General features: G+C 32.1%; 12 protein-coding genes. 11 read left to right on the plus strand and 1 reads right to left on the minus strand.

The features are described from left to right. The first annotated feature begins 59 nt into the window (after positions 1–59). The 9 genes from arsC to EG242_RS04725 all read left to right on the plus strand — a co-directional run bounded on the left by arsC (position 60) and on the right by EG242_RS04725 (position 7,572). Positions 60–401, plus strand: a complete 342-nt coding sequence (gene arsC, locus EG242_RS04685; protein WP_124898751.1) for an arsenate reductase (glutaredoxin) — start codon at positions 60–62, stop codon at positions 399–401. 89 nt (positions 402–490) lie between these two features. Next, positions 491–2,953 carry an outer membrane beta-barrel family protein gene (locus EG242_RS04690; protein WP_124898752.1) on the plus strand — a complete coding sequence of 821 codons (2,463 nt, stop codon included), beginning with the start codon at positions 491–493 and terminating at the stop codon, positions 2,951–2,953. A 66-nt stretch (positions 2,954–3,019) separates the two neighbouring features. Then, entirely contained in the window at positions 3,020–3,946 is a 927-nt protein-coding gene (locus tag EG242_RS04695; protein WP_397257961.1) for an EamA family transporter, read from the plus strand. A gap of 276 nt (positions 3,947–4,222) precedes the next feature. Further along, positions 4,223–4,495, plus strand: a complete 273-nt coding sequence (locus EG242_RS04700; protein WP_124898754.1) for a DUF2089 family protein — start codon at positions 4,223–4,225, stop codon at positions 4,493–4,495. Positions 4,496–4,498: 3 nt separating this feature from the next. Then, positions 4,499–5,074, plus strand: coding sequence for a hypothetical protein (locus EG242_RS04705; RefSeq protein ID WP_124898755.1), 576 nt, complete (start codon positions 4,499–4,501; stop codon positions 5,072–5,074). Positions 5,075–5,086: 12 nt separating this feature from the next. Next, the gene (locus EG242_RS04710; RefSeq protein ID WP_124898756.1) at positions 5,087–6,322 is read left to right on the plus strand and encodes an alpha/beta hydrolase family protein; all 1,236 of its coding nucleotides are present in this window, start codon (positions 5,087–5,089) and stop codon (positions 6,320–6,322) included. Further along, positions 6,319–6,801, plus strand: coding sequence for a hypothetical protein (locus EG242_RS04715; RefSeq protein ID WP_124898757.1), 483 nt, complete (start codon positions 6,319–6,321; stop codon positions 6,799–6,801). Before EG242_RS04710 ends, EG242_RS04715 begins: the two co-directional genes overlap by 4 nt. Beyond that, positions 6,801–7,223 (plus strand): DUF3784 domain-containing protein, encoded by a 423-nt coding sequence (locus EG242_RS04720; protein ID WP_124898758.1) that lies wholly within the window; start codon positions 6,801–6,803, stop codon positions 7,221–7,223. The genes EG242_RS04715 and EG242_RS04720 overlap by 1 nt, the downstream gene beginning before the upstream one ends. Before the next feature lie 4 nt (positions 7,224–7,227). After that, the gene (locus EG242_RS04725) at positions 7,228–7,572 is read left to right on the plus strand and encodes an SdpI family protein (RefSeq protein ID WP_124898759.1); all 345 of its coding nucleotides are present in this window, start codon (positions 7,228–7,230) and stop codon (positions 7,570–7,572) included. A 140-nt stretch (positions 7,573–7,712) separates the two neighbouring features. Here EG242_RS04725 and EG242_RS04730 read toward each other — a convergent pair whose 3' ends face one another. Continuing rightward, positions 7,713–9,911: a B12-binding domain-containing radical SAM protein gene (locus EG242_RS04730; protein ID WP_124898760.1), complete on the minus strand. Its 2,199-nt coding sequence runs from the start codon at positions 9,909–9,911 to the stop codon at positions 7,713–7,715. A 314-nt stretch (positions 9,912–10,225) separates the two neighbouring features. Between EG242_RS04730 and bshC the strand changes: the two genes are divergently transcribed. Then, entirely contained in the window at positions 10,226–11,812 is a 1,587-nt protein-coding gene (gene bshC, locus EG242_RS04735) for a bacillithiol biosynthesis cysteine-adding enzyme BshC (protein WP_124898761.1), read from the plus strand. Positions 11,813–11,833: 21 nt separating this feature from the next. Then, complete coding sequence (locus tag EG242_RS04740; RefSeq protein WP_124898762.1) at positions 11,834–12,643, plus strand: hypothetical protein; 810 nt, start codon at positions 11,834–11,836, stop codon at positions 12,641–12,643. Positions 12,644–12,723: the final 80 nt, after the last annotated feature.

Below are 12,723 nucleotides of genomic sequence, written 5' to 3' on the forward strand. Positions count from 1 at the left end.
AGTAGAATATTTGTCTACGAAGTTAACTAAATTTGTAAAAGTAAATAAAGTAAAACACCATGATTAAAATATACCATAATCCCCGTTGTAGCAAATCGCGAGAAGGTTTGTGTTTTTTAAAAGATCAAAACAATGAGGTTGAAATTATAAATTATATAGATAATCCATTAACAATAAACGAACTAAAAAACATTATTGCGCTTTTAAAAATTAAACCAATAGATTTGGTACGAGTGAAGGAAAGTATTTGGAAAGATAATTATAAAGATAAAGTTTTAACCGACGATCAACTAATTGAAGCAATGGTGGCTAACCCCAAATTAATTGAACGACCAATTGTGGTTAACGGAAATAAAGCAGTAATTGCAAGACCACTTGAAAAAATTAATGAAATCTTATAATTCTCTTATTTTTCAAGACCATTTAACATTAAATTTAGAAAAATTCAGAACGGGCAGAGTAATTTTGTAAAAAAATAAATACGAACTATATGAAGGCAATAAATTACGTTTATTGTACCGTTTTTGCTTTAGCTACTACCGCTGCTTTTTCACAAGAAAAAGATCAGGTGTTTGTTACCGGAACAATTGTAGAAAAAACTACAAACACTCCTTTAGAGTACGCAAGTATTACTATTGAAAGTACTACCAATTCTAACAACATTACCGGCGATGTGTCTGATGATTCAGGAAACTTTAATATTCCAGTTACGCCTGATACGTACCAAATACGTATTGAATATTTAGGCTATAAAACTTTTGTTATTGATGCTAAAGAAATTACCTCATCGGTAAATTTAGGTATTATAAAAGTTGAAGGCGATTCTGAAATTCTAGAAGGTGTTGTTATACAAGCTCAAAGAGCTGCTGTAGAATTAAAATTAGACAAACGTATTTATAATGTAGGCGATAACGCTGTTGTAAAAGGTGGTAATGCAAGTGATGTATTAGATAATATTCCGTCTGTTGAAGTTGATTCTGAAGGAAATGTAAGTTTACGTGGTAATGAATCGGTTAAAGTTTTAATTGATGGAAAACCATCGGGAATGGCAGCTAATATTGGCGATGCTTTAAAGATGATTCCATCAGAATCTTTAGACCGTGTAGAGGTTATCACTAATCCATCGGCACGATATGAAGCCGAAGGTGGTGCGGGTATCATTAATATCATCCTTAAAAAAGGAAGCAATGCAGGTATCAACGGAAGCGTAACAGCAAATGTGGGCGATCCTACAAGTTACGGTGCAAATGCAACGGTTAACTACCGCGAAGATAAATTCAATTTATATTCAAGCCTTGGTTATGCTAAAAACAAAACCTTTGGAAACTCGTTAAACGAATCGCAGTATTTTGATGATAATGGAAATACATCAAGCTTTGTAGACGAGTATTCTAAAAATAAACGTGAACGTGAAAGCATCAACGGAAACATTGGTATTGATTATGATTTAACCAATAAACTTACGTGGACAAATAATTTAACATACAGAAAAAGTACCGGTGATAATCCACGTACTTTAAATTATTCTAATTATGATGCAGGTAGAAATTTAATCTATCAGAATATACGTCAAACCGAAGAAGATGATTTTAAAGAAACCGTAGAATATACTACAGATTTTACTTATAAGTTTAACGAAAGCGGACATCAATTATTTGTTTCGGGAAGCATCAACAAAAACAGAGATATCGAAGATTCGGCTATCACAACAACCAACGATGTAAATACCGTATTGGCACAAGATGTTACCAAAGCAACCGAAAACGAATTACGCCACATTGCACGTGTAGATTACGTTTTACCGTTTAACGAAAACAGTCAGTTTGAAGCTGGTTATTTAGGAAATTTCAACGATTTAAATACCAAATTCAACATAAATACTTTAAACAGCAACGGTGATTTAGAACCGAACGATTTGTTTAGAAACGATTTACAGTACAAAGAACAAGTTCATGCGTTATACACCCAGTTTGGTGATAAAATAAACAAATTTAGCTACATGTTGGGCTTGCGTTGGGAATACACCGAAATTGATGTAAACCAAATGACTACAATGGATTTCAATAAGAAAAAGTACAACAACTTTTTCCCGAGTGCTTTTGTTAATTACGAATTCAGCGATACCGAAAACGTTACTGCAAGTTACAGCAGACGTGTACGCAGACCGCGCGGACGCATGTTAAATCCAATTTCAAATTATTCAAGTTCGATCAATTTCTTCATGGGTAATCCAGATTTAGATCCTTCGTTTACAAACGCGATTGATTTGGGATACATGAAACGTATTGGTCGCCTTACATTAAATACCTCGTTATATTTTAACCATACTACCGATGCTACACAGTTTGTACGCAGAGTTGACGGTGTAAACGAAGAAGGAATTCCGGTTACAATTAGTAGTCCTATAAATTTAGCTACCGAATATCGTTATGGTTTAGAGTTGAATGCAAATTACAGTCCGTTGCGTTGGTGGCGTATTAATGCAAATACCAATCTGTTCCAAGTTTCAACACGTGGCGATTATTCGTATGTTGATTTTGAAGGAACTACACAAACCCAGAATTTTGATAACAATGCCTTTACATGGAACGGTAGAATTAATTCTACTATTACATTACCTGCAAAAATTAACTGGCAAACCAACTTTATGTACAGTGGAGGTCAAAAAACGGCTCAAGGTAAAATTTTAGGTGTAGGTTCTGTAAATATGGCACTAAGTAAAGATGTGTTAAATGATAAAGGAACCATTGCGTTAAACGTTCAAGATTTATTTAATTCTAGAAAGCGTATTATGGAAACCAATATTGCACAATTAACTTCTTATTCTGAAATGCAGTGGAGAGAACGTACCATAAACCTGTCGTTTACGTATCGTTTTAATCAAACCAAAGCAGACCGACAAAAAGATCAAAGAAAACAATCACCATCTGATGATATGGATGAAATGATGTAAGATTAATCATTATAAATGAGTCTGAAGTTTTCTTCAGACTTTTTTGTTTTATTTAAATTATTTATTTTGAATTCAACTATAAAAGGAACATTGTTTGTAGCATTAGGCGCCAGTAGTTACGGTATGTTAGCATCGTTCGTAAAAATGGCGTACCAACAAGGTTTTACCACTGCCGAAGTTACAGTTTCTCAATATGTTTTTGCAATTATTTGCTTGTTTGTAATAAATTTATTCATTAAAAACACGCAAATTGCAACTAAGAAAAACATTCTTAAATTGGTAATAAGTGGCACATCAATGGGGTTTACCAGTGTGCTGTATTATTTATGTGTTAAATACATTAATGCATCTATTGCGGTTGTTTTATTAATGCAATCGGTTTGGATTGGGGTTTTAATTGAAGCTTTTATCAATAAAAAAGTTCCATCGTTTGCAAAACTAGTTGCAGTTGGTTTTGTTTTATTGGGAACTTTATTGGCAACAAATATATTCAGTGATGTTATAACCTACGATTTTAAAGGATTTTTATTCGGATTCCTTGCCGCAGTTTCGTTTTCTATTACCTTATACAGTACAAACAGCGTTGCAAAATATTTGAATCCTTTTAAAAGAAGTTTTTTTATGCTTTTAGGTGGTGCGTGTATCGTTTTTATTTTTGCCATGTTAACCCAACTATTACCAACCTATTTTAATTTTAATTTAGTTGGCAGTGAATTTATAGCTGTAAAACCTTTTGATACATCTATTTTATACACTTGGGGAATTTTGCTTTCGGTATTTGGAACGATCTTACCTCCTATCCTCTTAAACAAAGGTTTCCCGCTAATTGGTGTTGGTTTAGGAAGTATTGTTTCGGCAGTAGAACTACCCGTTTCGGTGGCTTTTGCCTTTCTATTTCTGCAAGAACAAGTACTGTTTTCTCAATGGATTGGAATTGTAATAATTCTTGGTGCCGTTTTATTAATTAATTGGAATTTAATCAGCAGAAAGTAAAAGTCATTAACCTGTCTTTTTACCACAGATACACAGATATTTTTTATATATAAACTGATAAATTCTTTTATATACTAAATAAATTTTAGTCAATTAAATTTATATTCACATATTAGATATAAACCTATTATTTTACAAATCCGTGCATCTGTGGGTAATTACAATATCAAACTAAAATCCATCAATTTCATTTTGATGGATTTTTTATTGCACAAAAACTAAATTTTATTTACATTTGAATCAACAAAATTAAAAAATCGTTTAATTTTATTTAAAATGAAATCAAAATTACCTACATTATGCCCCAGTTGCGAAACATTGTTAAGTGTATCGCAATTAAGTTGCGAAACCTGCCAAACGGTGGTACAAGGAAATTATCCGTTGCCTGTGTTTTTGCAATTATCACCCAAAGAACAGGAATTTATACTACAATTTTTTTTAGCAAGTGGCAGTTTAAAAGAAATGGCAGCACAATTAGGTATAAGCTACCCAACGGTTCGCAACCAGTTAGACGATATGATACAACACATTAAAGACCTAAATATATAACCTATGAAAAAATTATTAAACCCTATTGAATTTTATAATGATAGAAAATTACTAATTGTAAATCTTATTATTTTTGCAGTTGGTACAGCACTTGCCGTTTTGTTGAGAGGTGTTTTTGGGTCGCCAATTGATTTACATTTTGAATCGGAAATAGTTTTATTGCATTCTGTATTAGGAAACATTACGGCTGTATTAACTATGATGTTGGTTCTATTTATAGCAGGAAAAATTATAAATCGTAAAACAAGACTTATTGACTGTTTAAATTTAGCTCTTTATATTAGAATTCCATATTACGTACTTACTTTGTGGAATATTTTAGGAACATTTAGTAAAATGAAACCTGTTGTTGATAATCAAAATAAGATATCAGTTACCCTACCTTCTTCAACAATTGATGTTCTTGTTTTGTCAAGTTTTTCATTTTTTGCTCTTGTTGCTCTAGTTATAATAGGAACAATTGTTTATTTTGGGTTTAAAACAATAACAAATTCAAAGAAAGTTACAGACTATCTAATTTTAATCGTACTTATTATTATTTCCATAATATTATCATACACTTTATCCAAAAACTTTTAACGCCTATTTACTATGAAACAAATTATCGCTCTTTTTATTTTACTTTTCAGCTTTACTTCTTTTGCCCAAATTGAAGGAACATGGAGCGGAAACATTGAAATTCCCAATCAAAAACTACCTTTTGTATTGCATGTAAGCAAAGAAAACGGTCAATTAAAAGCAACTTCAGACAGTCCAAATCAAGGTGTTCAGGGCATAGCAATGTCTTCAATTCGCTTTGAGAACAATACGTTGTTTTTATCTCACGATCAAATGAACATGACCTATGAAGGTACATTAACAGATAATCAAAATATTAAAGGAACTTTTAAACAAGGAACGTATTCTTTTACACTTAATTTAAAAAAAGAAGCTAAAAAGAATATTTCTGAGCAATCAAAAAATTCTAATGTTAAAGAACTAAAAGTTTCAGAAGAACTTCAGGGAAATCTGTACGAAACATCCAACAAAGAAACTGTTATTTTATTAATTGCAGGATCAGGACCAACAGATCGAAACGGAAATACTTTAGGAATGGCAGTAAATAATTCTTATAAGTTTTTAGCCGAAGGTTTAGCCGAAAATAACTACAGTGTTTTTACATACGATAAACGTGTTGTTTATTCTGTTAAAAGTCAGCAAGAAATACCTTCATTAGATTTTCAACATGGAATAGATGATGCACAAACCATTATTCACTATTTAAAAAACAATTTGGGTTATAAAAATATTATTGTTGCCGGACATAGCGAAGGTTCTTTAGTTGGTATGAGTGCATCTAAAAAAGATGTTGCTGCTTTTATATCTCTTGCAGGTGCAGGAAATTCAATTGATGTTATTCTTAAAGAGCAATTAAACAAGCAAGCTCCAATGTTAAATGATGATACCAATAAAATTTTAACGCAATTAAAAGAAGGAAAAATAGTGAAAGATGTTAACCCAATGCTTCAAGCATTATTTGCAGAACAGAACCAACCTTTTTTAATTGACTGGATTAGTAGAAATCCACAAACTGAAATTGCAAAATTAAACATTCCCATTTTAATTGTTAATGGAACAAAAGATCTGCAAGTAGGTCAAAAAGAAGCAGAATTACTACATAAAGCAAATCCAAAATCTTCAATGGTTATCATAGAAAAAATGAATCATGTATTTAAAGAAGTCGAAAACGACCAGCAAAATATGGAATCATACAATAATCCAGAATTACCAATTCATAAAGATTTAATTAAAACAATTGTAAGTTTCTTAAAACAAAACAAGTTATGAAACCCCTATTCACAGAAAAACAACGCTTTACCCAATGGTGGATATGGTTGCTGATCATTTCAACATGCTTTGTACCATTTATAGGAATCTATAAACAATTCATAAACGGTGAACCATTTGGAAACAATCTAATGAGTAATAATTCTTTGATATTAGCTACCGTTGTATCATTATCAATTATTGTTCTTTTTTTATTGATGAGATTAGAAACTAAAATCACTAAAGAAGGTATTTCGTTTAAATTTTTTCCATTTGTAAAACGCAACTATTCTTATGATGAAATAGAAACCTATAAAGTAATCAATTACGGATTTGTTGGTGGTTGGGGCATTCGATTTACCATGAAAAATGGAACAGTTTATAATACCAAAGGAACTAAAGGATTATTTATTAAACTTAAAAACGGTAAAACAATGGTTATCGGCACACAAAAACCACAAGAATTAGAAAAAGTAGTAGAACTCTTAAACTGTAAATAATGTACGCAGGTTTTATAATTGCTTTTATTATGGCGCTTATTGCCAGTCTTTTGAACGAAGAAAATGCCGGTAGTTTACTTGCCGGCTACAATACAATGGCTGAAGATAAAAAGAAAAACGTTGATTTTAAAGCCATCGTAAAACTGCATCACATTGTTTTTTACACGATTGCTGCCATTTTAGCTGTTTCTAACCTTTCCATCTTTTTTATTGATAACGAAAAAATAGTCCCGATTTCTATAATACTGACTATAAGTTGGGGATTGATTCCGTTATTCATTTTCGGAAAAAAGCACGATAAAAACGAATATAAAAGTTGGCAGAAATGGTTTCAACTATTTGTAATAGCTTTATTGTTTTTCGGCGGATTACTTTTAAGCTACCTAATTTGGACGACACCCATAAACGAATTAAACCTATAAAACTATGGATACTATTTTAGAATATTGCAACCAAATGTTGTTGTTAGTCGGTATTGTTTTTATACTTGCCGGAACAATTATGTATGTTTTTCCGCCAAAAAAAATTAATTCATTTTACGGATACAGAACTGCGTCATCAATGCAAAGTCAGCAAAAATGGAATTTTGCTCAAACATACAGCGCCAAAATAATGATGCTTATAGGATTAATTTTTGCTTTTCTTTCACCAACAAAGGGCTTGTTTAAAACCAATGAAACTAACGATACTATTTTAGCAGTAGGTGTTATGATTATTGGAAGTATGTTAATGATTTTAGTTGTTGAAAAGGCTTTAAGGAAGGTTAATTAAAAACGTAACTTCCTTTTTAGTAAAACGTAACTTCGTTTTTGGTAAAACGTAACTTCGTTTTTGGTAAAACGTAACTTCCTTTTCGGTAAAACGTAACTTCCTTTTTAATAAAAGGATGCTACGTTTTTTTAAATAAATTACTAAACAATCAATAACCCAAAATCACGCAATTGTTCGCCTTGTTTTGAAAAGATAAAAGGTTCAAAATCTTCGTTTGTTTGTTCTTCAAAACTGGTTTTCATCTGCTGAAAAGACAATGTTCCTTTTGGACTTACTTTTAAATCATTATAAAACTGTACAAACCACTCGCCTGCTTCCTTATCAACCTCAACCTGTAGCAAATCGTTTTTAGAATGTACACTTATTCGTGCTTTTTCAAACATTCTGCCTTTTTTCGATTTGGTAAAATGTTCCAACATAGGTTTTGTTCCTAACCAGACAACTTTTTGGTTTGATTTAAAAATAGGGAAAGCTTCATTTTCTAAAACAGAAACAATATAATCGGGTGCTACTTTTGTACGCGGAATTTTAAAATCGAACCATTCTTGCAACGGAAAATCAAAACACAATCCGTGCATATAATTAAAGAGTGATTTTTTTAATCCGAACGAAAATTTGTCGTGATTCGCTCCTGATTTGTCTTCGTGCACCATATCGTTATTCGCAAAGGTTCCTAAATTTGTAGAATGATTGATAACATTGAACGCTTCAGGATTTAATCCAACGGGACTGTGAGCCGTCATTGCAAACTGATGCCAAAAGCCCGACTGCATAATACCTACTTCAAACATTTGTCGGACCATTTCTAACGAATCAATCGTTTCTTGAGCCGTTTGTGTAGGAAAACCGTACATTAAATATGCATGAACCATGATTCCGGCTTCAGTAAAGTTTCTATTCACTCGTGCCACCTGTTCAACCGTAACTCCTTTGTCAATTAATTGTAATAAGCGATCTGATGCAACTTCCAATCCGCCCGAAACTGCAATACAACCCGATGCTTTCAATAATCGACATAAATCTAACGTAAAACTTTTTTCAAATCGAATGTTTGTCCACCAAGAGACCGTTAGTTTACGTTTAATGATTTCAATTGCTACTTCGCGCATCAATGCCGGTGGCGCAGCTTCATCAACAAAATGAAAACCTGAAGTTCCGGTTGAAGCAATGAGTTGTTCCATACGATCAACAATTTCTTTAGCCGCAATAGGTTCGTACACTTTAATGTAATCTAACGAAATATCACAAAACGTACATTTTCCCCAATAACAACCATGAGCCATCGTTAATTTATTCCATCTTCCGTCGCTCCATAATCTGTGCATGGGATTGACTACTTCGATCACAGAAATGTATTGATTTAAGTCGATATCGGTATAATCAGGACAACCTACTTCGTTTTGTTTGTAATCTTTAATAAACGGATTGTTGATGTATTTTACTTCGTTATTTTCTAAAAGAAAGGTACGCTTTAATTCACTTTGATCAATTTCATTATTCACAAATTTTATCAATTGCTCTGTTGGCGCTTCTCCATCATCTAAATTAATAAAATCGAAAAACTCAAACACTCGAACATCAGAAACACTGCGCAATTCGGTATTTGGAAAACCACCACCCATAACAATTTTTATGTGCGGATGCTGTTGTTTGATGTATTGAGCCGATCGAAACGCACTGTACAAATTTCCTGGAAACGGAACTGAAAAGCCAACGATTTTAGGATTTGTTTTTTGTATCAACCTTTCTAATAATTGAAGGGTAATTTGATCAATATAAGTTGGTTCTTCATGTAATTTTTGATACAATTCGTCGAACGAATTGGCAGATCTTCCCAAACGTTCAGCATACCGACTAAAGCCAAAATTTTCGTCAACGGTTTCAATAATTAAATCTGATAAATCCTCCAAATACAAAGTCGCATAATGTTTGGCTTTGTCTTGAAATCCCATGGACCCAAACGCCCAATCCAGCTCGTCTAATTGAGAAAAGCGAGAAGCTTGCGGTAAATAATCATCGTGCACAATGGCATTAGCCAATGTAGGATTTTTTCCTTGAAGAAAGGAAATTACAGCATCAACCGACTGAATATAATCGTCTTTCAAAGCTACAATTCGTCTCGCATTTTCGCCTAAATCGCCTTGGTTTTGCTCAATAAACGAAAACAAATCTTGTAAACCTTTTTTCGAAAACAATTGCAAAATCACTTCAATACCTAAATCGGCTTGATAGGAAGAAGTATTTTTTGTATTCAAAAATCCTTTTAAATAAACCGTTCCCGGATAAGGCGTGTTTAATTGTGTAAAAGGCGGCGTGATTAATAAAATTTGTGTTTCCAACGAATTGTAATTTGTACAAAAATACGATTAAAAAAAGCAACTATAAAACAATACTTACTACTGTAAACCTGGAACTAAATAACACTAAAATCAGTATGAGGTGTTGCATCAAGTGCAGCATGACGAATAGCAAACTGTCACCCTGAAATTGATTCAGGGTCTCACTCATTTAATAAACGAAGTAGAAACGCAAGATGAGATGCTAAAAAAAGTTCGTGTTGACAAACAATAATCTATACTTTATCATTTGTTTAACCCGAAAATAGTTTACAATATCATTACATATTTGTTAACTTTGGACAAATCAAAAACAAATGATGTTTTCAATCCCTTATTCACAAACGGGCTATTTTTCGAAATTAATGATCGATTATCTCAATCAAGATGCTCGATTATCTCCTTTATATAATCGTTTTCCTACTTTAGAAAATTTCAAACTTCAAATTCAGGAGAAACAGCAAGCATTTCCTTTACATCATCGCAAGGTTTTGGTGCAACAGCTAAGCAAACAATATGCAAATTCAGAAACTTCTTCTGCTACGCTACAACATATTCAACAGTTAGGAAACACCAATACGTTTACGGTGGTTACGGGACATCAATTGAATTTGTTTACGGGTCCGTTGTATTTTTTATATAAAATTATTTCAACAATCAATTTGTGTAAGGAATTAAAAAAGACGTATCCGGAATATGATTTTGTGCCTGTTTACTGGATGGCGACGGAAGATCATGATTTTGATGAGATCAACTATTTTAATTTTAACCGAAAGAAATGTCAGTGGAACAAGGAAGTTTCGGGTCCGGTTGGCAGATTGAATACCGATGGACTACAAGCGGTTTTTGATGAATTCAAAAAGCATTTACCTTTAGGAAACAATGCAAACGAACTTACCCTTTTGTTTGAAAACGCTTATTTAAAACACGATAACTTAGCCGATGCCACGCGTTATTTAGCGAATGAACTGTTCAAAAATCAAGGTTTGGTTATTGTTGATGGTGATGATACGGAATTGAAACAACTTTTTATTCCGTCTATGAAAGAAGAGTTACAAAATCAGTCGTCTTTTAAGGAAGTCGAGAAAAGTTATGATATTTTAAAGGATTACATTATTCAGGTAAATCCACGTGAAATTAATTTGTTTTTTATTGAACACGGATTGAGAGAACGTATTGTTTTTGAAGAAGATACATTCAAAGTTTTAAATACCGATTTGCAGTTTACAAAAGACGAATTGTTGCATTTGGTTGATACAAATCCTGAGAAATTCAGTCCAAATGTTATTTTACGTCCATTGTATCAGGAAGTTATTTTACCTAATTTGTGTTACATTGGCGGCGGCGGCGAATTGGCTTATTGGTTAGAACTGAAAGAAGTTTTCACACTGCATAACACACCATTCCCCATGCTTTTGTTGAGAAATTCTGTTTTACTGGCAACCGAAAAACAAAATCAAAAACGAGAAAAATTAAACCTTTCGTGGGAAGAATTATTTTTAAAGACTGATGATTTCATTCAGAAGAAAACAAAAGATTTTGCTCAACATGTATTTGATTTTGAACAGCAAAAACAATTTTTAAAAGATCAGTTTACTGCTTTAAAAGAAGTTACACTGCAAACCAACAAATCGTTTATTGGTGCGGTAAATGCACAAGAAACCAAACAAATTAAAGGTTTAGAAAATCTTGAAAAGCGTTATTTTAAAGCCGAACGATTGAAAAACAAAGAACAATTAGACCGAATGCTCGATTTAAAAATTGCTTTGTTTCCAAACAATAGTTTGCAAGAACGCATAGGTAACTTTTCGACATTATATGTTGATTATGGTCAAAAAATGATTGATACTTTATTAGAAAATTTACATCCGTTAGATCAGAATTATTCGATAATTACTTTGTAAACAAATAAATATGTGATGCTTATGTTTGTGATTTTTTTTACAATATTTATTGTTTTAATGTTTGTTGTTCCCATCATTCTCATTATTTTGGTAATTACCAAAGGTTTAAAGAGCAGAAACAACCATGAATTAAAAACAGAAAAAGAACAAATGATTCAGAAAGTTCAAGGTATGGTCAAAAATCTAAGCCCATGGAACAATCGGGAACTTTCAGAAATCATTAATCATCTTAATTATATTAGCTCTCGCATTATTTTTAGTAAACTTAAAGGTTATCTGATGACCTTTAATAATGAACACATTATTGCTTTTCAAAGAATAGAAAAAGTAAGTGGTTCTGATGTTCAAATAGTTGCTCAATCTACCGATTTTAGAATTTTCTATCAATTAAAAAATTTTGAAATAAGTATTGAATACAATGATTCATATATAGGTAAAATTGTAAATTTTAAACATATATTAAATTCCAATGGTGAAATAATTGCACTTTTAGACAGAATAGATCCCGCTTTTAGATTTGAATTTATAAGTAATGGAAACTTAATTCCGTTCGGTAATCAAAAAGAACAAAGAAGTTATGAGCTTCATTTTCCTTCAGGCAAAAAGGTCGTTTTAAATAAAAGTTTTAACAAAAAACCTTTTGAAAAAAATCCATTCTATAAACCTCGAGGTTTCAAAGCCTCACACCAAAAAGTTCCTGTATTGAGTAGAGAAAAATATCAAGCATACTCTATTATTAATGAACCTATCCGATTGGATTCCGAGGAGCACAAATGGGCAATGATCTTAGCTATTTACGAATGTATTTATTACAGTTACGATTTTATCTAATAAAATATTTAAGGAATACATATTTTGTAAAATAAAAAGTATGCACGCATACTTTTTTGTATATTTACCTATCAACCAAA

Source organism: Paenimyroides viscosum, assembly GCF_003858535.1.
GTDB lineage: Bacteria > Bacteroidota > Bacteroidia > Flavobacteriales > Flavobacteriaceae > Flavobacterium > Flavobacterium viscosum.